At 55.7% G+C, this 20,583-nt stretch carries 17 protein-coding genes and 2 pseudogenes; 12 read left to right on the top strand and 7 right to left on the bottom strand.

Annotated features, from left to right (window positions below):
• Positions 1–51 precede the first annotated feature (51 nt).
• Entirely contained in the window at positions 52–372 is a 321-nt protein-coding gene (locus tag RRF56_RS26240) for a hypothetical protein (RefSeq protein WP_317033366.1), read from the top strand.
• Between the two features lie 20 nt (positions 373–392).
• Here RRF56_RS26240 and RRF56_RS26235 read toward each other — a convergent pair whose 3' ends face one another.
• The 3 genes from RRF56_RS26235 to RRF56_RS26225 are packed head-to-tail and all read right to left on the bottom strand — an operon-like array spanning position 393 to position 3,424.
• A complete protein-coding gene (locus RRF56_RS26235) occupies positions 393–938 on the bottom strand; it encodes a TniQ family protein (RefSeq protein WP_317033367.1) in 546 nt (181 codons plus the stop codon).
• Positions 938–1,765, bottom strand: a complete 828-nt coding sequence (locus tag RRF56_RS26230; protein ID WP_317033368.1) for a TniB family NTP-binding protein — start codon at positions 1,763–1,765, stop codon at positions 938–940. Before RRF56_RS26230 ends, RRF56_RS26235 begins: the two co-directional genes overlap by 1 nt.
• A gap of 42 nt (positions 1,766–1,807) precedes the next feature.
• Complete coding sequence (locus RRF56_RS26225) at positions 1,808–3,424, bottom strand: Mu transposase C-terminal domain-containing protein (protein WP_317033369.1); 1,617 nt, start codon at positions 3,422–3,424, stop codon at positions 1,808–1,810.
• A gap of 954 nt (positions 3,425–4,378) precedes the next feature.
• On the opposite strand from RRF56_RS26225, the gene RRF56_RS26220 reads away from it, so the two are divergent.
• The 9 genes and pseudogenes from RRF56_RS26220 to RRF56_RS26185 all read left to right on the top strand — a co-directional run.
• A complete protein-coding gene (locus RRF56_RS26220; protein ID WP_317036099.1) occupies positions 4,379–4,585 on the top strand; it encodes a hypothetical protein in 207 nt (68 codons plus the stop codon).
• 222 nt (positions 4,586–4,807) lie between these two features.
• The gene (locus tag RRF56_RS26215) at positions 4,808–5,317 is read left to right on the top strand and encodes a winged helix-turn-helix domain-containing protein (RefSeq protein WP_317033461.1); all 510 of its coding nucleotides are present in this window, start codon (positions 4,808–4,810) and stop codon (positions 5,315–5,317) included.
• Between the two features lie 118 nt (positions 5,318–5,435).
• Positions 5,436–5,867 carry an IS630 family transposase gene (locus RRF56_RS26210; RefSeq protein WP_317036098.1) on the top strand — a complete coding sequence of 144 codons (432 nt, stop codon included), beginning with the start codon at positions 5,436–5,438 and terminating at the stop codon, positions 5,865–5,867.
• A gap of 1,362 nt (positions 5,868–7,229) precedes the next feature.
• Entirely contained in the window at positions 7,230–7,463 is a 234-nt protein-coding gene (locus RRF56_RS26205) for a hypothetical protein (protein WP_317036097.1), read from the top strand.
• 187 nt (positions 7,464–7,650) lie between these two features.
• Positions 7,651–11,568: an EAL domain-containing protein gene (locus RRF56_RS26200; protein ID WP_317036096.1), complete on the top strand. Its 3,918-nt coding sequence runs from the start codon at positions 7,651–7,653 to the stop codon at positions 11,566–11,568.
• Positions 11,540–12,172 (top strand): GAF domain-containing protein, encoded by a 633-nt coding sequence (locus RRF56_RS26195; RefSeq protein ID WP_317036095.1) that lies wholly within the window; start codon positions 11,540–11,542, stop codon positions 12,170–12,172. Before RRF56_RS26200 ends, RRF56_RS26195 begins: the two co-directional genes overlap by 29 nt.
• Positions 12,169–12,372: a helix-turn-helix domain-containing protein gene (locus RRF56_RS26490; RefSeq protein WP_410510522.1), complete on the top strand. Its 204-nt coding sequence runs from the start codon at positions 12,169–12,171 to the stop codon at positions 12,370–12,372. The genes RRF56_RS26195 and RRF56_RS26490 overlap by 4 nt, the downstream gene beginning before the upstream one ends.
• A 51-nt stretch (positions 12,373–12,423) precedes the next feature.
• Positions 12,424–12,603 (top strand): annotated as a pseudogene (locus RRF56_RS26190) (helix-turn-helix domain-containing protein); the annotation flags it as partial.
• A gap of 75 nt (positions 12,604–12,678) precedes the next feature.
• Positions 12,679–13,263, top strand: a pseudogene (locus RRF56_RS26185) (IS630 family transposase); the annotation flags it as partial.
• On the opposite strand, the gene RRF56_RS26180 reads toward RRF56_RS26185, so the two are convergent.
• Both RRF56_RS26180 and RRF56_RS26175 read right to left on the bottom strand, forming a co-directional pair.
• Positions 13,260–13,928 carry a response regulator transcription factor gene (locus RRF56_RS26180; RefSeq protein WP_317036094.1) on the bottom strand — a complete coding sequence of 223 codons (669 nt, stop codon included), beginning with the start codon at positions 13,926–13,928 and terminating at the stop codon, positions 13,260–13,262. The pseudogene RRF56_RS26185 and the gene RRF56_RS26180 overlap by 4 nt on opposite strands.
• Positions 13,929–13,945: 17 nt before the next feature.
• Positions 13,946–15,079, bottom strand: a complete 1,134-nt coding sequence (locus RRF56_RS26175; protein WP_317036093.1) for a HAMP domain-containing sensor histidine kinase — start codon at positions 15,077–15,079, stop codon at positions 13,946–13,948.
• Between the two features lie 289 nt (positions 15,080–15,368).
• Here RRF56_RS26175 and RRF56_RS26170 point away from each other — a divergent pair, with 289 nt between their 5' ends.
• Positions 15,369–15,611 (top strand): hypothetical protein, encoded by a 243-nt coding sequence (locus tag RRF56_RS26170; protein WP_317036092.1) that lies wholly within the window; start codon positions 15,369–15,371, stop codon positions 15,609–15,611.
• 23 nt (positions 15,612–15,634) lie between these two features.
• The gene (locus RRF56_RS26165; protein WP_317036091.1) at positions 15,635–16,816 is read left to right on the top strand and encodes a potassium-transporting ATPase subunit KdpA; all 1,182 of its coding nucleotides are present in this window, start codon (positions 15,635–15,637) and stop codon (positions 16,814–16,816) included.
• Positions 16,817–16,855: 39 nt separating this feature from the next.
• Here RRF56_RS26165 and RRF56_RS26160 read toward each other — a convergent pair whose 3' ends face one another.
• Both RRF56_RS26160 and RRF56_RS26155 read right to left on the bottom strand, forming a co-directional pair.
• Positions 16,856–17,275: a hypothetical protein gene (locus tag RRF56_RS26160; RefSeq protein WP_317036090.1), complete on the bottom strand. Its 420-nt coding sequence runs from the start codon at positions 17,273–17,275 to the stop codon at positions 16,856–16,858.
• Between the two features lie 57 nt (positions 17,276–17,332).
• The gene (locus tag RRF56_RS26155) at positions 17,333–20,476 is read right to left on the bottom strand and encodes an efflux RND transporter permease subunit (protein ID WP_317036089.1); all 3,144 of its coding nucleotides are present in this window, start codon (positions 20,474–20,476) and stop codon (positions 17,333–17,335) included.
• Positions 20,477–20,583 lie beyond the last annotated feature (107 nt).

Here is a 20,583-nt window from a genome sequence, read left to right as displayed (position 1 = left end):
GATACGGCATCACTCCTATCATGATGAGCGACAAAATTCTTTAGGCCATCAATGACCAGAACCACGGCTGAGCCTAGCGATGTAATTGATCAAATGGTGGCGCTCCGGATTCAGTTAGCTCAACTCGAAACCCAAATTGAAGCTCTAAAACCAGCTTTCTTTGACGCCTGCGCGACTCAAGCAGCATCCCAACTCCAGCGCGAGTCAGCGGTCATCTTTCGTCGGCTCACGCCGGGCCAATGGAACTACCCGAGCGACATTACCGAACAGGAACAACGCTTGAAGCAGCTGAAGCAGCGGTTCCAACAAACCCACGAGCCAGTAGCTGGACGCGAAGTTAGCTGGTCAATTAAGTTGACACCTCAACCCTAGAGCGGGTACGTGGCAGTTCGCTAAAACCGCATCTGCGCGAACGGGAGTTGGCAATGAGCACACTGGCCGCTGACCCAATGGCTCGGCAGTGGAAACGCATGATGACAGCGGGGACATTGAGCTAATAGGGATGCCCTTCCAGGACGGCTGCGCCGCCGCTGATGGATTTCGCAATCGGGTTGGGCACTCAATTGCCAGGTGAGTCTGTGCCAGGGGGCTTCGGCGTAACAGTCAGGACACAACCGCGTGGGCCAATGCAATCGGGTGTCGGAGGGTGACCACATCCCATGGAGGCGGGCGATCGCAACACCGCTCATCTGGGAGAGCTGCTGAAGAGAACCGGGGGTCGGTCGCCGCTGGCGAGAGGGGCTTTCCCAATAGGAGACGACATAGGATCGCTGTCCCAGCATGGCCGATAACTGGGCACTACTGAGGCGATTGGCTCGACGAAATCGCCCCAAAAAGTGACCAAAGCTCTCGTCAGCATGAGGCTCGACCTGGAACAGCCAAGGGGTAACGGAGGCTGGTGCTGCTGCTGGTGCTGGTGAAGACGGGTCTCCGGCCATTACTTGATCGCCAGTGAACATTCTTTGACCACTTGTCGCAGTAAGGGCAACTCAATGCGTGGCTGACCGCGTTGCAAGGCCCGAATGGCGGCTTCACAGAGGATTTGATTCAGGACGCCAATATAGCCTCGGCTGGCCTGGAGCAGCAGGCTCTGGGCTTTCGGGTTGGCCAGGTTGGAGGGTTTGGGTAATTGCAGCACATGCTCTTCCCAGAGGGCGGTCATCTCCTGAAGTTCTTCACTGCTGAGTCGAGAAAAGCGATAGGCCGATAGAAATCGATAGAGGACTTGTTCATCACGTTGAATGACGGCGTTGAGCCGATCGGTGCCCACTAGCACGACGGCAATCTCTAAGAGGTCGGATATGTCTCTAATTTCAGACATCGCTTGAGCGGTTACCCGTTGGGCTTCGTCGAAGATGATCATCTCAACCTGGCAACTCCGGAGCACGTGGTAGACCCGCTCCCGGAGTTCAGGGATGCGCCCTCGCGTGGCTTGATACTGAAGGCTTTCTAGCAGGCCGACCAACAGGTTGCTCACGGAGAGGTTCTCACGACAGTGCCAGTACATCACTGGTATCAGGGGGGCTTCACCGGGTCGCTGGGTCACTTTGGATTTGAGGTGGTAGGTATCACAGCTCACGGTCTTGCCGGTACGCGATTCCCCGATGACTCGGCAGGATTGTCTGGCTAAGCGTTTACCGTCTAGCCAGGTATGAAATTCCAACATCTGGGGCAGTTCCAGGACGCGACGACGGCCCAGGTCTCGAATTCGCTCATTCACGTCGGCGATCGCAGGATTGGGGTCGGCAGCAGGGGAGGGAGACATGGGATAGGAGGCTCCGGAAGGGGGGGTTGATGTTGAGGGCGCTTAAAGGCCGTGCGATTGACGCAGTTGCTCGTAGTCGTAGACGCGTATGGCGGGTAGGGGCTTAGGGGCCGGGGACGATTCAGGCTCGCTTGCTTCGTCGGACGGTAGGTCTTCGTGGTTGGCGGGCAGCGGGGGCGCTGACAGCAGCTCGTCAATGAATTGCACGCGAGATTGAATCTCGCTGAGGATGGACTGATTGGTAATCTCGGTGCGAGCTTCGCGCAAACGACGACTGATGGCTTTGGCTTCGGCTAGCGAGAGGCGTTCTGTTTCGAGGTTTTGGGCGTGGGCACGGGCTAAAAAGACGTCGGTCGTACCCTGGGGTTGGTACACCAGGACGGTGGTGATGTCTCGGGGGTCATAGCGGAGGACGACGTCGGCTCCGGCATGGCCTGATAGGTATTCGCCGCGATAAATCAGGTTGGCAAAGCGCAGGTACCCGCCCTGGTAAATGCGGCGGCGCTGTTGGCGCATCAGCAGTAAGTCCAGTTCTCGTTCGTCTGGGGGTTTCCCTTGGGCCATCTGTCCGGCGCGCCACCGCTCTATCCGACTGTGTTGGCGATCGCGGGCGTCCGGTTGCTGGTTGTAGTTATCCACGATGTAGCGGATGAGCAGGCCCTCTAGTTGCTCTAGGCTCAGGCAGGCGTCTGCGTTGATCGACGCTAGATGGGGCTTGGCGTTGGCGGTGGTATAGCCCGGTAGGGTGGAGAAGAATTCACGGTTGAGGGTGCCGAAGGGCCGTTCGACGATGCCGCCTTCGGCGGGACGGCGACGCAGGCACAGCACGATGCCTAATCGGCTGGCGACTTGATCGATGTGGGCTGAGGTGAAGTCGGAACCGGCGTCGGTGTACAGGTACTTCGGGACGCCGTAGCTCTCCCACAGGGCTTCGGGTTCGTAGCCCCGTTGATACTGTTTCGGCAGGATCGCGTGGCGCAGGGCTAAGCCGGTGACGGCGGCACTGGGGGGTTCCAGGCCCAGGTGTATCCCCATGATGCATCGCGAGTAGGTGTCGATGACGGTGGTCAAGGTCGGTCGACCCAAAACGTCGCCTTGGCTATCGACGACCACAATATCGGCTGGTGTGTGGTCGCATTGCCATACCTGGTTGCTGTATTCAACGGCGATCTCAATCCCTGATTTTGCGGTCAGCGTCAGGGTATCTCCCTGCCAGCCGATGGAGCGTTGCTTCTGCTTTTGCTCGGCTTGCCTAATCTCACCCGACAGGATGCGGTATACCGTGCGACGGCTCGGATAATTGGGGCTACCGATGGCGGCGGCGTGGCTGGCGACTTGTTTGGCGATTTGGGCACGGCTCGTTTTACGGGTGCCTCGGTTCCCGTTGCGGTAGCGCTCAAGGATGAATTCCCGCCAGCTATCGTCCACTCTCACATTGCCTTCGTCGAAGCGTACTTGGCGCTTCAAGCCCTCAATGCCCCGTTCGCGATAGTGACGCACTAACCGCTTCAGATTGCGCACGCTCAAGCTCAGAGTGGCGGCTGCCGCAGCCTCCACCTCTCGGTACGTGGATTGACCGCGATAGCGTTCTAGGCCTTGAATGACCTCCAGGCGGCGGCGTTCGTCTAAGGACAGTGTCTCTAGGTGCGGCAATGTCACCGGTTCACTTTTTTCACCTTTCTCACGTGCCACGATATTTGTCATTCTCTGCACTTTTAATTCTGCTACTCTAAACCCTCTCAAAGCATTGCAGCACAACCGTTTTACCGTTCTTTACCAGCACCTTTTTTGTGCCACGATATTTGTCATCAAATTCGTGCCACAATATTTGTCATCAAATCCCCAAACCCTTATAGGACAAGCACTCCAGGCGCAATCGCAACCTCGAACAGCGGCCCCGATCACGGCGCTGAATCAGCCCCAAAATCGCTGGAAGCCCCAGCAGGCAACTGTTCTAGCCGCCATGACAATTATCGTGGCACAACGATGACAAATATCGTGGCACGCGACAAATTCCAAAAAACTCTAGACTGCACCCTCTATACCCCTATAAACCATTCTTATATCTTTATTTCTTATATTTCTGTACCTTTTGCCGTGATCCCCATTATGCGATCGCAACCCTCTTAAACCCCCAAAGTCCCTATGGATAAAGGCTTTTGGCCCTTTCAACCCCTGCGCCGATCCCCAGTGATCCCCGACTCCTATAAAATATTCCTATCCTTTATGCTATTTCTATACCTGTATTCAATATATAAAACCTCATATTCTATGGCGACATAAGGAATCTGTATCAATCAATTTCTACGAGATTCCAATGCTTTCAGCCCCTAAGACGTGCGATCGCACCCCTGCATCATCGCTTACAACTTCTAGACTGCAACGTAACTCGCTAAACTTTATCCTGACTACTATTCTGTATTTATTGCAGTCTTGTCGTCGTGTGTAGTCAGCCAAACAGGAGCAACACTCCATGACCATCGCCACCCCCAAACCCGAGATCAAACGGCACCTCGCCCTAGGGCTAGACCCCAGAGATGTGCAATACCTCAGCAGCCCCTCCAACCCCCTGCTGAAACCTTCCACGTGTATTCCCTGAACCGCCAGTCCCCAATGCAGAGAGGGCACCCACACACCATCCTTGAGCGCTGCGATCGCACGCCTCGACGCACCCTCTCCAGCGGCAGAACCCTACCTATGGCCCTGCACAGCGTTACGGGGGCCATTACTCAAGAGATTGGCGATCGCGCTGGCGTTGGTCTACTACACCGATGCTCTGGTTGTTCGTCGTCACAGTTGGCTGCCAGGTACGCTCAGTAGACCCTTTGGTAGCCAGTCTGGCATGAGGGATACGGCATCACTCCTATCATGATGAGCGACAAAATTCTTTAGGCCATCAATGACCAGAACCACGGCTGAGCCTAGCGATGTAATTGATCAAATGGTGGCGCTCCGGATTCAGTTAGCTCAACTCGAAACCCAAATTGAAGCTCTAATACCAAATCCGACTTGTATACCCCCGAAATAGTGTAGGGTTGAGGAATGCCTAGACCCCTCCATCTCGAACCTCATTTTTCAGCCGACGAGCTTAAAGCGCGTTATCGAGCTAGCGTTGACCCGGTCGAGTCTCGACGTTGGCATCTGCTGTGGCTGGTTCACACACAAACGACGCTGACTGATGCCGCTAAAGCTGTGGGCTTTCACTACGACTACGCCCGAGTTGTCGTGAAAGATTACAACCGTGATGGCGCTGATGGGCTGCGCAATCGCCGCAAAGACCAGCGACCGCAACAGTCACGGAGTCTGCTCAACCCCAAGCAGCTCGAAGCCTTGGAAGCTCGATTGCAATCGCCCCCGGACGATGACGGGGTCTGGAGTGGGCCCAAGGTGGCGCGCGTCATCGCTGAGGTCACTGGGGTAACGAAGGTCTGGCCCCAGCGAGGGTGGGACTATCTCAAGCGCTTGGAGCAATCGCTGCAAGTGCCTCGTCCTCGGCATCGCAAAGGTGATCCGGAAGCCCAAGAGGCGTTTAAAAAAACTCCCGGAGCGTAAGGCTGAACTAGAACAGCAATATCCTGACGCGCTGGTCGAAGCGTGGTCGTTTGATGAGCATCGCTTGGGATTGAAACCGATTATTCGCAAGGTGTGGGCCAAAGTCGGGCAATGACCGTTGGCCCTGGTTGACCCACGCTATGAGTGGACGTACCTCTACGGGTTTGTTCATCCCACGACCGGCGATACCGAGTGGCTGATTCTGCCTCGGGTGAATAGCGATTGGTTTAACCAAGCCCTAGCCACCTTTGCAGATCAAGTCGGGGCTGGCCCTCACAAGCGGATTTTGTTGGTCATCGATGGGGCCGGATGGCACACCTGCAAAGACCTGGTGATACCCGACGGCATCCATCTAGAGGTCTTGCCGCCTTACTCACCCGAGTTACAGCCGGCAGAACGGCTCTGGCGACTCGCCGATGAGCCCTTAGTCAATCGCTGCTTTGACGCCCTCAGTGATCTCGAAGATGTCCTTGAGGCCCGCTGCCGCACTCTGCTGTCGATGCAATCCGAGATTAAGGCCCTAACTAACTATCATTGGTGGCCCGCATGACAAGCCTAATCGTTTCGGGGGTATATGACTCGGATTTAGTATAAAACCGGCTTTCTTTGATGCCTGTGCGACTCAAGAGGCATCCCAATTCCAGCGGGAGTCAGCGGTCATCTTTCGTCGGCTCACTCCGGGCCAATGGAACTACCCGAGCGACATCACCGAACAGGAGCAACGCTTGAAGCAGCTGAAGCAGCAGTTCCAACAAACCCACGAACCGGTGGCTGGACGCGAAGTTAGCTGGTCAATTAAGTTGACACCTCAACCCTAGACCCGGTGAGTAGCCGCTCGCTAAAACCGCATCTGCGCGAACGGGAGTTGGCAATGAGCACACTGGCCACTCACCCAATGGCTCGGCAGTGGCAACGCATGATGACAGCGGGGGCATTGGGCTAATAGAGATGTCTCTCCAGGACGGCTGCGCCGCCGCTGATGGATTTCGCAATTGGGTTGGTCGTTTAGTTGCCAGGTCAGCCTGTGCCAAGGGGCTTCGGCGTAGCAGGCAGGACACAACCGTGTGGGCCAATGCAATCGGGTGTCGGAGGGTGACCACATCCCCTGGAGGCGGGCGATCGCAACACCACTCATCTGGGATAGCTGATGAAGAGAACCGGGGGTCGGTCGCCGCTGGCGAGATGGGCTTTCCCAATAGGAGACGACATAGGATCGCTGTCCCAGCATGGCCGATAACTGGAGTTTGGCGATTTGGGCACGGCTCGTTTTACGCATCCCTCGGTTCCCGTTGCGGTAGCTCTCAACGATAAGCTCACGCCAGGTGGCGTCCACTCGCAACGCGCCTTCGTCCCGGCGCGGTTGTCGTTTCAGCCCCTCGAGACCCTGCTCGCAATAATACTTTTGAAGTTGCAACACCTCAACCTGGCGTTCGCCATGATCCCCGACTCCTATAAAAGATTTCTATCTTTTTAACTGCTACTATATCTGTATTCCATATATACAATTTCGTATTCTGTGAGAATATAAGAAATCTTATCAATCACTTTTCAACACTTTCAGCCCGCAAGGAATGCGATCGCTCACCGTATTGCCTTTGCCTATATCGCTATGAATACATCTGCCTATGTCACTATCTCTTAACAGGGGACAACATAAAGTAGAACTTATAATCCGCCAAACCCTTACCCCACAGTCTTTGTAGACTCTAATGCAGCTTCCTAAACTTTATTCCCAATAGCTATTGCATTTTTATTGCAGCTTGACTGCTATATAGGAGTTAGGCCGCTGGTAGCCCCTACAAGCAATCGCTTTTGGAGAGGGCCTATCCCACTAGCAGTATCAATTCGGTCTATTTCCCTCGCTACACAAAAGCGATTAAATCCGCAATTCAGGCGGGGCGTGTTTTCCTCAATGGCAAAAACTCGTACTCTCGGTGGTGGACAAAGCGCGATCGCTATCCTCCTCCAAGTCGCGGGCGCACGGGCTTTCCTCGCCTGCCTCTATACCCTTCAAGCAGGCCAGGCCACTCGTCGCTACTACGAGGCCGAATGGGCTATTGAAACCAACACCCTAATCCAGCGCATCGACCACGCCTTAGCCACAGCCGATGGCCCCGAGGCCACCACTACCATTAAAACTACTTAACTTTATAGAAAGATGGCGACAACCTGTAGCAGGATATCAATTTATACATCGAAGTAACAGCCTCTATCCGTACTAAGGCTACGATTTTTGTAGTCTCTGATACGTTTGAGTGTAAACGTAGGCACTCTGTTATTTGGACTACGCTACAACGATGGTTGATCCATCAAGACGTTAAGGGGAAGAGAGGATGTCAAATATCGCGGGCGATTATGAAGCGGCTCGGTTAGCCGCGTTAGCTCGATATGATCTCTTGGATACGGCCCCAGAAGTTGCTTTTAATGATTTAGTTCAACTCGCCACCCAGATCAGCCAAACTCCAATCGCCCTGGTGAGCCTGATTGATGACCACCGCCAGTGGTTTAAGGCAAAAGTTGGACTAACCACAACAGAAACTCCCCGCGAGTGGGCCTTTTGCGCCCAGGCGATTTTACAGTTGCAGCCTCTCATCATCGAGAATGCTCTACTCGACGAGCGCTTCGCGCAGAATCCGCTAGTCATCGGGGAGCCCCACATTCGTTTCTATGCTGGCTTTCCTCTCATTACTGCCGATGGTTATCCGTTGGGGACGCTGTGCGTCATTGACCAGCAACCGCGCCAGCTGGACTCAGAGCAACTTGAAGCGTTGCGTATCCTGAGCCATCAGGTCGTGACACAACTGGAGCTAAGATACGGGCGCCGGGTGCTTAAGCAAACCCTAAAAGACCGCACAGATATTGAGTTTACGTTGGATCAGTCTTCCATTGTGGCGATCGCAGATGCCCAAGGGTTAATCACCTATGCCAATGATAAGTTCTGCGAAATCTCTCAATATTCAGCGGTAGAACTGATTGGCAACAAGCATCTTTTGCTGGAGGAAGACGAACATTCTCCGACCGATTTACAAACCATTTGGCAAACTCTTAATCGTGGGCAGGTATGGCGAGGAGAACTTCAAAAACGCGCTCGAGACGGTAGCTTGTATTGGGCTAATACTACTATCGTCCCCTTTCTTGGGGGGGATGACACGCCCTACCAGTACGTCGCCATTTGTCACGACATTACGGCTCAAAAGCAGTTGGAGACAAAACTGCGGCGACAATCCGCTCAGGAATGCCTGGTTCGGCAAATGGCTGAGCGCATTCATGTCCAAGGTTCGCTAGATCTGACCGCGATTTTGCAGACTACTGTCACTGAGGTGCGTCATCTATTAGACTCTGACCGAGTCCTGATATACCAACTGAACGCTGACCACAGCGGCTATGTTGTAGTGGAATCAGTCGATGCTCAGTGGCGCAAAATTACGGGCACCCGGATTTACGATGTCCATTTTGCCCGACAGTACTTACAGCTCTATGCCCAGGGGCGGGTGCAGGCAATCTCAGATATCGAGACAGCCGATTTGACCCCCTGCCATCGTGACTTGCTAGCCAGTTTTCAAGTGCGGGCCAATCTAGTCGTGCCCATTGTCGATGTAGTTAAGCTCTGGGGCTTGCTGGTGGTGCAACAATGTTCTGGCGCGCGGGTATGGCAAACCGATGAGATTGATGTGCTCAAGCAAATCACCACCCAAACGGCGATCGCGATTCATCAGTCAGAGTTGTATCAGCAGTCTCAAGCTGAACTGAAACAACGCCAACAGGCTGAGAATGTGTTGCGGCAGCAATTTGAGCGGGAGCGTTTAATTACAGCGGTAGCGCACCGCATTCGTGAGTCATTAGACCTCAATCAAATTTTGAGCACGACGGTGGCTGAGGTCAGGCAACTGTTGCAGGCTGATCGGGTACTGACCTATCGCGTCAATCCTGACGGTACCGGTTCAGTGACGAATGAAGCCGTTGCTCCGGGATGTTTTCCGTTAATGGATCAACCGTTACCAGAGGAGATTTTCCCGATTGACAGTCACCGCCTCTACCAACAGGGCCGGGTCCGCGCCATTGCTGATATTAGGCAAGACGATATCTCAGCCTGTTTGGCAGAAACCCTCCATCAACTTGGCGTCAAGTCCAAGCTAGTGGTCCCAATTCTCCACAATCAAGAGCTTTGGGGGCTGTTAATTGTTCACCAGTGCCATCGCTATCGTGAATGGCAAGCTTGGGAACTGGACTTTCTTAAAGAACTTTCGACCCATGCTGGCATTGCGATCGCTCAAGCAACCCTGTTAAAACAAGCGTCTCAGCAAGCCCAGGCGGAAGCCACCCTCAATCACCTCACCCGCATGTTGCATACTCCTGGAGATGCCATCCGAGTGATGCAGCAAGTCATTGATGCTACCGTTACTGCCTTCGATTGTATTGGTGGACAACTCTATATCTCCGCCGATACCGAAGAGCAGAGTGACCAGCTTTACCGTTCAGGCGTGCAACCAGCCTTAACCCTGGAGGGTGAAAGCTATCTTTGGCGTTGTTTGGCCCAGAGCGCGAATGGTGGAAAGCATCGGACAAAGCGTAGTGGAGAAGATCCAACTTACCATCTCTACACCCTGCAGGACTTCAAGCAAGATCCACACCTGCGGACGTTAGGAGCGGCTTTTGAAGCGGTCGCCATTTACTCTGTACTGATTGTGCCCCTGCAATATCAGCAACAAGCCATTGGGTGGTTCAGCCTGTTTCGTCGCGAATTGGGTGCGAGCCTGTTGGCGACCAATGGGTTTCCAAACCGCCAACAGACTACTGCTGATGCGCTGTTTGCCTCAGGTTGGAACGTAGAAGACATCAAACTGTCGCAAACCCTTGCCACCCATTTATACATCACCGTAATGCAACGGCGGATTGAGGCAACGATTCGCCATCAAGCTTGTCATGACCGGCTCACTGGATTACCTAACCGACTGCTGTTTGAAGAAAAACTGGTTAAGGCTTTAGAACAACTCAAACCCATCGATAACAGACTAGATAGTAGGATGCTAGCGGTCTGCTTTGTGGACCTCGACCATTTCAAGACAATTAACGACACGTTAGGCCATGCAGTTGGGGACCAGTTATTGCAGCAAGTGGCACAGCGAATTTCAGGCTGTTTAAAGAAGGGCGATATTGTGGCGCGTTGGGGTGGGGATGAATTTACCCTAATGCTTCAAAATATCCAGTCCACCAAAGATGTTACGAAAGTGGCTCAACGGGTTCTTCATAACCTGCGTGAGCCGTTTGTGTTCAACCACCAAGCTTTTAGGGTTACAACGAGCATTGGCATTGCTCTTGCCCCCAGCCATGGTCAAGATGCTGAGACCCTGCTGAAAAAAGCGGATGCAGCCATGTATGACGCCAAGCATCAGGGGCGCAATAACTACAAACTTCATTCCTCTGTCACGATAGGGAAGGCCCTGGACCAACTAATTTTGACCAATGATCTTCATAAGGCTGTGGAGCAAACTGAGTTTGTGCTGCACTATCAGCCCCAGTTGGACTTGCAAACAGGCCGGGTGATTGCGGCTGAAGCTTTAATTCGTTGGCAGCATCCTCACAAAGGGTTGCTGATGCCGGGAGAGTTTATACCAACAGCCGAAGTGACGGGGCAAATCAGCGCCATCGATGAGTGGGTAATTCGTACCGCCTGTGCTCAAATTCGCTCATGGCAAACCCTCGGCAACCCACTACTGCGTATTGCTGTTAATCTCTCTGCCCAAACGATTCAGCAAAAAAACTTGCCCAAAAAGATTGCTCAAATTTTGCTAGAACACCGGCTTGATCCCAGCCAGCTAGAGGTCGAAATTACCGAAAGAGTAGTGATGCAGGATATCCCTGCTGCGATCTCTACCTTGCAAGAACTAAAAGATATGGGGATCTACATCTCAATGGATGACTTCGGCACAGGGCACTCGTCCCTAGCTGCCTTAAAACAATTTCCGCTCCATTCCCTCAAAATTGCCCGCGAGTTTATTCAAGATCTGTGCTTTGAATCGAGGGAAATTGCTGTTGTGCAGGCGGTGATCGCTCTGGGCCACGGCCTAAACCTGGAAACGGTTGCTGAAGGGGTCGAAAAAGTAGAACAGTTGCAGATATTGCGAGCTCTAGACTGCAGTAGTGTTCAAGGTTACTTACTGAGTAAACCGCTGGCAGCTACGCAATTTCAGCAATTTATTCAGACTCACAATACCCAGAGGATTGGATACCGAAGCAGAAGCCTCCTTTGATGGGTTGGCTGAGCTAGCAGCCCAAATTTGTCAGACGCCAATTGCGCTAATCAGCTTGGTTGATTCAGATCGTCAGTGGTTTAAATCAAAGATTGGCTTGGACGTGTCAGAAACATCCCGTGATGTTAGATTTTGCACCTATGCTATTCTGCAACCTAATCTTTTTCTGGTTCCTGATGTTCGCCAAGACCAACGGTTTTCCAACAATCCCCTAGTTCTCTTTGCACCCCATATCGGCTTTTATGCCGGAGCGCCCTTGATAACTCCCACCGGCTGTGCGATCGGCACTTTATGCGTGATCGATAGGGAACCGCGAGACTTGAGCCAACAACAGCAGAATGCCTTAGAAACCCTGGCTCAGCAAGTTTTGGCCCAGCTAAAGCTGCGCCAAAATGTTACAGCGCTGCAGCAGGCCGTTTTAGAGCAACACCAAACCGCTACCAGGCTACTAAATATCAGCATAGCCTTAGAAAACGCTGTTGAAGGCATTTCTCAGCTTGATGCCCAAGGTCGCTACGTGATGGTCAACTCCGCCTATGCTGCAATGGTTGGTTATGAGCCCGCTGAGATGATTGGCGTGGATATAGGGGCTCCTGGCCATTGAGTTGCCAGAGGCTAAGGCCCAGCGCCGTTGCGGTTCACACGCAAACGACCCTGACCGATGCAGCTAAAGCCGTTGGGCTGAACTATGACTATGCCCGAGAGGTGGTGAAAGCGTACAACCGTGATGGCGCTGCTGGCCTGCGCAATCGACGCAAAGCCCAACGACCGCAACAGTCTCGTAGTCTGCTCAACTCTAAGTAGCTCGAAGACTTAGAGGCTCGATTACAATTCCCACCCGACGATGACGGGGGCTGGAGTGGGCCTAAGGTGGCTCAGGTGATCGCTGAAGTCACTGGGGTGGCGAAGGTCTGGCCCCAGCGGGGGTGGGACTATCTCAATCGCTTGGAGCAATCCCTGCAAGTGCCTCGTCCTCGGCATCGCAAAGGCGATCCGGAAGCCCAGGAGGCGTTTAAAAAAACTCCCGGAGCGTAAGGCTGAACTAGAACAGCAATATCCTGAGGCCCTGGTCGAAGCCTGGTCGTTTGATGAGCATCGCCTCGCTTAAAACCGATTATTCGCAAGGTGTGGGCCAAAGTCGGGCAGCGACCGTTGGCCCTGGTTGACCCACGCTATGAGTGGACGTACCTCTACGGGTTTGTTCATCCCACGACCGGCGATACCGAATGGCTGATTCTGCCTCGGGTGAATGGCGATTGGTTTAACCAAGCCCTAGCCACCTTTGCCGAGCAAGTTGGGGCTGGCCCGCATAAGCAGATTCTGCTGGTGATAGATGGGGCTGGATGGCACACCTGCAAAGACCTGGTGATACCCGACGGCATTCATCTAGAGGTATTGCCGCCTTATTCACCCGAGTTGCAGCCGGCAGAACGGCTTTGGCGACTCGCCGATGAACCCTTAGTCAACCGTTGCTTTGACGCCCTCCGTGATCTTGAAGTACTAAAACGACAGTCAGGGAAGTGCCCGGCCTGTGGTCTTTATTTCAGGGCAGAAGACCGGATGGAGGTAGACCATGTCCTACCCCCCGGGGCCACTATGCCGTTTGATCAGAGCTCGTCTCAGCTGCTGGAGCTTCAGCTTTCCTTTCATTTTTTGCAAAGTCATACCGCTACTCAAAAACGCCTATTTTTCTAGGGCGAAACTAGACCAAGCTGCATCGCCAGGATGACGGCCTGGGTGCGATCGCGCACCTCCAGCTTTTGCAAAATGGCGTGAACATGAACCCGCACCGTGCCGGGAGCGATGTAGAGGGTTTCGGCAATTTCCTGATTGCTCTGTCCGGCGGCCATCAGCGCTAGAATTTCTTGCTCGCGCTTGGTGAGGGTGGGCGAGGTCGTCAGAGCAGCGGCAGGGGGCAGTTCTAGTGGGGGGGCCTGGAATGCGGCCTGAATTGCCTGGGAGGCGATCGCATCCCACCAGGTAGCCCCTAGAGCGACTGAGCGAATCGCCAACACCAGCGCCTCGGCAGCAATACCCTTGACGCAATAGCCCTGGGCCTGGGCTTCGATCAGCCGGGCAATCAGGGCAGGCTGGTTGTGGGAGGTGAGGGCTAGCACCGGCAAGTCAGGGTGCTGCTGCTTGATCTGGCGGCAGGCTTCAATACCGCCAATCCCTGGCAAGCCAATATCCAGCAGCACTACGTCGAAGGGCTGCTGGTTAACCAGGGCGATCGCCATTTCGCCGTCCTCTGCTTCGGCGGCAATGTGCAGCGTCGGTTCCTGCTGCAACCGGGTAGTCAGGCCCAAACGAAACAGCTCATCGTCTTCGACCAGGAGGATTGCGATCGGCTGGTCGGTCATGGAAACTCAGCAACGTTTTAACGTTGGAACGTTGTGCAGGATAATATAGTCTTAGCCGGACTGGCTAAGACTATATTATCCTGCACCGGGGGCTGGGCGGGTAGCCGGAAGGCAAACAGTGCGCCCCTGGGCTGGCGCGACTCAGCCCAGATGGTGCCGCCATGGGCTTCCACAATCTGGCGGCTGAGGTAGAGGCCCAGCCCGGTGCCCTTAGCCTGGCGATCGCTGTGGCCCTGGTAAAACCGCTCAAACAGATAGGCCATTTCATTGGCGGCGATGCCCTGGCCCTGGTCGAGCACCTGCACCAGGCAATCATCGCCCTTGGGGCGAATCACCACTTCCACCAGGCTGCCCCGCAGGGAATGGTGAATGGCGTTGGCTATCAGGTTGCTCAGCACCCGCTGAAGCTGGAGTACATCGGCCCTGACCCAGCAGGGCTGGCGAAAGTCGGATTCTCCCTGGTGCAGGCGAATGCGCACCTGTCGAGAAGTGGCCAGGGCCGTGAGCTGCATGATCGTGTCCTCCGCCAGGGCGACCACATCGACCGCTGTGGGGTTGAGTCGCAGCCCCTCGCTGTCGTTGCGGTAGACATCCATCAGGGTTTCGACCAGTTGCAGAGTGGTCTGGTGGCTGCGGGTCATGATGGCGATCGCCCGGCGCTGAGCCGAGGTAACCGCCCCAAACTGCTCAGCCTCTAGGGCGTGAAGCGTCTCTAACGCTCCCAGCAGCGGTGTTTTGAGGTCGTGGGTCAGGGTTGAAACAAAGTCTTCCCGCATGCGGGCCAGCTGGGCCTGAGCCAAGATTTGAGCGTGCTGATGGGTAATGGCCTTTTCGTAGCGCTGAATGCGATCGCTCAGCCACCCCGTCACCGCCAGCGCCAGCACGGTGATCGCCCGGTTGGCAATGGTCACTGTAGTAATCGGCTCCAGTCCAGGGATCACCAGATTGAGCAGTGTGAGGGCAATGGCGATCGCCGTCACCCATCGCGTCGCCCCCCGCCCCAGACGTCCACTGGCCAGCAACACCGCCCCAATGTATAGATAGCCAAACACGTAGGGCGGCGGCGTGCTGTATTCCAACACAATCACCACAACAAAGAGGGCGGCAATCAGCCAGTGGGTTCGTTGCCAATTGGGTTTGAGGCGGCGCATGGAGAGGGAGGGGGAGGGGGCCGGAGCGTGCCAACGTTAGAACGTTCTTAACGTTGGCACGCTCTAATCTGGACAACTTGTCAATCTATTCTAGGCATTATTTTGGGGCGATTGGCAGTGTTTATATCAAATGATATAGGTGACTTATTGATTATCTAAACACTTGTATGTCTGTGGTTTAGATGGGTCAATATAATTTCGCTGTAAACAGCCTTCCATACCTTGTTTTTGTCAATTAAAGCATCAGAATAGAGGTGTTCTGTGTATTGTCTGGCTAGGGAGCAATTCCATGAAGGCGAAGATCTTAACCTGCACCATCTATTTTCACAGTGTCCATCTGGGTCAGCCCCTTGAGGCGGTTGAGATGCCCGAGGGCTGTCATTTTTTAGGGTTGGTGCGGGCAGAAAAATTAATTCATGCTCATGACAATCCAATTATTCAAGATGGGGATTCGCTAATTGCGATCGCCATGAATCCTTCTATCTCACCGGCCTTAGAAAATTTTCTGCAACTCAAGCAAAAGGTGGCTTAGAGTCGCTCGTTTTCTGATGCGCTATGTTTCTGTCCTCAATTTTTGAGTCAAATGGTCGCTCGATGACCGGCGGGCAATACATTCGCGCCGTGCTGATCAGCAACCTGATGATGATGGTGCTGGTCTACGCCACCTTTATGCTCCAGGGGGTGCTGCCTCTGAACCCCACTGGGCTCCCTGCCCCAAGCTGGGATCTAGGTCTGCACACCGCCATTTCCTTTACCACCAACACCAACCAGCAGCACTATTCTGGCGAAACCACCTACAGCTATTTCAGCCAGGTGGGGGCGCTGGGGTTTTTGATGTTTACCTCGGCAGCGACGGGCATTGCGGTGGCGATCGCTTTTATTCGCGGGCTGACGGGGCGACCCCTGGGAAATTTCTACACCGATTTGATTGTGTCGATCACCCACATTTTGCTGCCAATTTCAATTGTGGGGGCGATCGCCCTGCTGATTGCCGGAGTGCCTGAGACCTTCGCCGCCCCCGCCCAGGCCACCACCCTAGAGGGAGCCACCCAGTTCATCGCCCGTGGCCCCGTGGCCCACTTTGAAATCATTAAAGAGCTAGGTGAAAACGGCGGCGGCTTCTTTGGCATCAACTCGGCCCACCCCTTTGAGAACCCCAACAACTTCACCAACCTGCTCGAAACCGTAATCATGCTGGTGATTCCCGCCGGGCTGATTCTTACCTACGGCCATATGGCTGGCAACCCCAAACAGGGCTGGCTGATCTTCGGGATTGACGAACTGGCCCATACCAATGTCCCCGGCTCTCTACAAGAAAAGCGCTACCAAGATGTGGAGGTAATTTTAGAGGCGGGGATTGATGTGTATTCCACCATTAATATTCAGCACCTGGAGAGTCTGAATGATCTGGTGCACAAAATTGCTGGGGTGGTGGTGCGCGAACAGGTGCCCGACCGCCTGCTTGACGAAGCCGATGAGGTGGTAGTGATCGACGTTACCCCTGAAACTTTGCAAGAGCGATTGCAGGAGGGCAAAATCTATGCCCCAGCTAAAATCGATCAGGCGCTGCAACATTTCTTTCAGAGACGCAATCTGGTGGCGCTGCGAGAACTGGCCCTGCGCGAAGTGGCCGACAACTTTGCCAACCGCAACATGTCATTAGCCTTCCAGCCCTGGTACCCGACACCTCAACCGGGTAAAGTCTTCCCCAGATATCGCCCTACTTGGCAAAGCTAAACCGGGCGTTGACCTTCTCACCGTTGATATCGGTCTGAATCACCGTTCTATATTCCCCGCTGCCTGGCTGGGTAAAAACGCAAAGAAATGCTCGCCCGCCGCATCGTACTCCATTGGCAGCGCCTGCTGGGTGCCGTCGGGGAGCTGCACCTGGGCCACCACCGTGGCATCGGCTACTGCCTCGTGGGTGTCGCCGGTTTGCAAATACAGGTCGAGGTGAATGCCATCGGCTTCGGGGACGGGCACCAGTTCCAGGTGGTAGGCTCCGGTTTCGACCACTTGGCCGCCTTTGGTCGCGGCGCTGTGGTCATCGGTGTTTTCAGCAGCAACGGTTTCAGGGGCGGCAGGGCTTACAGTTTCAGGGGCGACATCGGGGGCCGTGGTGGTTTCAGCCCCTCCGCAGGCCGCCAGGGTCAGGGTACTGGTCAGAAGTAGGGCAGGAATGAATTGGTTACGCATGGGTTGAATCTCCAAAAGGGGTGGATGGGTGAATGGGGTGGATGGGGTGGAGCGATCTTAGAGGGGGCTAACGGGTTGGTTTTGGGGGATGGGGGTTATCTCTGCATCGGGTTGGATCGGGCTATGGACTGCGATCGCCCCCAGGTAGCGACCAAACTGGGCATAGAGGGCCGGCAGCACCAGCAGCGTCAGCGCGGTGGAGGTAAACAGGCCCCCCAACACCACCACCGCCAGGGGCTGCAAGATCTCGCGACCGGGGCCGCTACTGATCACCAGGGGCAGCATCCCCAGGGCCGAGGTAAAGGCGGTCATCAGAATGGCATTGAGCCGTTCCATCGACCCGGCGTAGAGCACCTGGGGCAGGGGCATGCCGGTGGCGAGCTTTTGGTTGTAGTTATCGACCAGCAGCAGGCCGTTGCGCACCGCCACCCCAAACAGGGTGATGAAGCCGACCAGAGACGCTACCGAGAGCACGCCGCCGCTCAGGGCCACGGAGAACACACCCCCCACGATCGCCAGCGGCAGATTCAGCATAATCATCACCGTAGCCGGGAATGACTTGACGGTGAAATACATCAGCACCGAAATCACCACCAGGGCCAAGGCTCCAAACACCAGCAGGTTTTGGGTGGCCCGCTGCTCTGACTCAAACTGGCCGCCGTACTGAATGAAGTAGCCGGGTGGGAGGGTGATTTGCTGACGCACCTGGGACTGAATGTCGGCGATCACCGAGCCCAGATCGCGATCGGCTACGTTCGACGACACCACGATCAACCGCGATACATTCTCGCGGCTGATAGAGTTTGGCCCGGTGCCGTAGTCGACCTGGGCCAGCTGGGTCAGGGGAATGCGCTGGCCGTCGGGGGTGTCGATCAGCAGGTTGCGCAGGGTGTCGAGGTTTTGGCGGGCGCTGGGGGTAAACCACACCACCAGGTCAAACAACTGCTGATTTTCGAGCACCTGGGAGACGACTCGCCCATTTAGCGCAGTTTCGATGGTGTTGGCCAGCGCACCCATGGTCAGGCCATAGCGGGCGGCGGCCTCGCGATCAAAGCGCACCTGCACCTGGCGTACGGGCAACTGGGGCGCAAGTTGCAGATCGACCACGCCTTCGACATTGGCCATGACCTCGGTGACGGCGGTGCCCAGGCGGCGCAGCTCGGCCAGGTCAGGGCCAAAGATCTTGACGGCGATCGCACTGCGTACCCCCGACAGCACCTCATCCATGCGGTGGGAGACAAAGCCCCCCACGCTGGCGGGGGCACCGGGGATTTTCTCGAATTCTGTCCGCAGTGCCTCCAGGGTGGCTTCGCGGTCTTGCATCCCGGCGTCACTCAGCTCAATATCCAGCTCGGCAAAGTTAGAACCCACGACGTGGGGGTCGCCCGGCGATCGCCCCGATCGCATTTGAATAGTCTCAAAGCGGGGGTCATCCCTGAGCGCATTCTGCACCGCCAGCCCAGCCCGGTTAGTCGCCGCCAGGGAACTGCCGGGGAACAGGTTCATCGAAGCCACCAGCGATCGCTCCTGAAACTCGGGCAAAAATACGCGCCCCAAGGCGGGCAACATGGCCAGCGATGCCACCAGTGCCCCCAGAGCAATCAGCAAAATCAGCCGAGAATTCCCCAACGCCAGCCGTAGTGCCGGATGGTAGAGCCGCTGGCTGTGGCGCGACACCCAGGTGTCTTCCTCTGGCAGGGGGGCGCTGGCCAGCAGAAAGGCGCAGAGGGCGGGGGAGAGGGTGAGCGCCACCAAGGTGGAGGCAAAAATCGCCACCAGGTAAGCAATACCCATGGGCGCAAAAATGCGCCCCTCCACCCCGCTCAAGCTAAAAATCGGCGCAAAGATTACCGCGATAATCACCGTGGAAAACAGCACGCTGGTGCGCACCTCCACCGAGGTGTCGTAGACCACCTGAAAGGGGTGCTTGGGATTGCCCAGCTCCCGGTTGCGCCGCAGCCCCCGGTAGCAGTTCTCCATATCCACAATCGAGTCATCGACCACCGATCCGATCGCCACCGCCAGGCCACCCAGGGTCATGGTGTTGACGCTAAGGCCCAGCCAGTGCAGCAAAATCAGACAGATCAGCAGCGACATGGGAATGGCGCTGAGGGTGATCGCCGCCGTGCGCCAGTTCATTAAAAACAGCAGCAAAATCACCGACACAATAATGATGCCGTCGCGCAGCGAGTCTCGCACATTGCGCACCGAGGCTTCGATAAAGTCGGCCTGGCGAAAGGTACGGGTGATCGCGACATCCCCCGGTAGGCTGGGGCCGACTTCCTCCAGGGCTGCTTCAATTTGTTTCGTCACCGTCAGCGTGTCGGCCAGGGGCTGCTTGTTGATTAGCATCACCAGGGCGGGTTGGCCATTGAGGCTGCCGTCGCCGCGCTTGAGGGCGGGGCCAAGGGTGACGGTGGCCACGTCTTGCAGCAGCACCGGTGTTCCCTGTCGCGCTGCCACCACCGATCGCTGCAAGTCTTCAATCGCTTCAACGCGACCAATACCGCGAATCAGCAGTTCCTGGTCGGCATCGATCAGGTAGCCCCCAGCCCCATTCTGGTTGGCGGCGGCAGCGGCTTCGCTGACCTGGGCCAGGGTGACGCCAAAGGCGCTGAGCTTGGCCGGGTCTACCAAGACCTGGTACTGGCGCTCTTCGCCGCCAAAGACCGTAATTTGGGTAACGCCGGGTACTGCCAGCAGGCGGTTGGTGACTTGGCGATCGACCTGTTGCCGCAGATCCATCAGGGAGGTAGTGTCGGCGGTGAAGGCGTATTCCAGCACGATGCCCAGGGGCGAGTTGAGGGGAGCCAGCTGGGGCGATTCTACCCCTTCGGGCAGGCGGGTCTGGGCCTGTTGCAGCCGCTCGGTGATTAGCTGGCGGGCCTGGTAGACATCGGTGTCCCAGCTAAACACGACCCGCACCGCTGATGCCCCCGCGACGGAGGTCGATCGCACGGCAGTCACGCCAGGGGTACCGTTGACGGCACTCTCAATCGGCAGCGTCACTAGGGACTCCACTTCCTCAGGAGCCAACCCCGGTGCCTCCGCCTGAATTTCCACCTGGGGCGGGGCAAAGCTGGGAAACACATCCAGCGACATGTCGCCCAGGGTGCGCAGACCGTAGAGGGTGACGAGGACGGTGGCAATGACCACAATCCAGCGCTGGGCGATCGACCATTTGAGAATTGCGTTAAGCATGGAGGGGGAAGAGGAGTGAAGGGGTGGAGGGGTGAAGGGGTGGAGGGGTGAAGGGGTGGAGGAGTGAAGGGGTGGAGGGGTGGAGGTAGGGTGCATTCGCGTAGCAA

It is taken from the genome of Nodosilinea sp. E11 (assembly GCF_032813545.1).
GTDB lineage: Bacteria > Cyanobacteriota > Cyanobacteriia > Phormidesmidales > Phormidesmidaceae > Nodosilinea.
Note: the sequence above shows the minus strand (reverse complement) of the source record. Positions and strands in the feature narration are given on the sequence as shown.

Excerpts from the sequence above, each read along its gene's own strand:
- RRF56_RS26240 (WP_317033366.1), top strand. The coding sequence starts at position 52 with ATGACCAGAACCACGGCTGAGCCTAGCGATGTAATTGATCAAATGGTG.
- RRF56_RS26235 (WP_317033367.1), bottom strand. The coding sequence starts at position 938 with ATGGCCGGAGACCCGTCTTCACCAGCACCAGCAGCAGCACCAGCCTCC.
- RRF56_RS26230 (WP_317033368.1), bottom strand. The coding sequence starts at position 1,765 with ATGTCTCCCTCCCCTGCTGCCGACCCCAATCCTGCGATCGCCGACGTG.
- RRF56_RS26220 (WP_317036099.1), top strand. The coding sequence starts at position 4,379 with ATGCAGAGAGGGCACCCACACACCATCCTTGAGCGCTGCGATCGCACG.
- RRF56_RS26215 (WP_317033461.1), top strand. The coding sequence starts at position 4,808 with ATGCCTAGACCCCTCCATCTCGAACCTCATTTTTCAGCCGACGAGCTT.
- RRF56_RS26205 (WP_317036097.1), top strand. The coding sequence starts at position 7,230 with ATGGCAAAAACTCGTACTCTCGGTGGTGGACAAAGCGCGATCGCTATC.
- RRF56_RS26200 (WP_317036096.1), top strand. The coding sequence starts at position 7,651 with ATGTCAAATATCGCGGGCGATTATGAAGCGGCTCGGTTAGCCGCGTTA.
- RRF56_RS26180 (WP_317036094.1), bottom strand. The coding sequence starts at position 13,928 with ATGACCGACCAGCCGATCGCAATCCTCCTGGTCGAAGACGATGAGCTG.
- RRF56_RS26175 (WP_317036093.1), bottom strand. The coding sequence starts at position 15,079 with ATGCGCCGCCTCAAACCCAATTGGCAACGAACCCACTGGCTGATTGCC.
- RRF56_RS26170 (WP_317036092.1), top strand. The coding sequence starts at position 15,369 with ATGAAGGCGAAGATCTTAACCTGCACCATCTATTTTCACAGTGTCCAT.
- RRF56_RS26165 (WP_317036091.1), top strand. The coding sequence starts at position 15,635 with ATGTTTCTGTCCTCAATTTTTGAGTCAAATGGTCGCTCGATGACCGGC.
- RRF56_RS26160 (WP_317036090.1), bottom strand. The coding sequence starts at position 17,275 with ATGCGTAACCAATTCATTCCTGCCCTACTTCTGACCAGTACCCTGACC.
- RRF56_RS26155 (WP_317036089.1), bottom strand. The coding sequence starts at position 20,476 with ATGCTTAACGCAATTCTCAAATGGTCGATCGCCCAGCGCTGGATTGTG.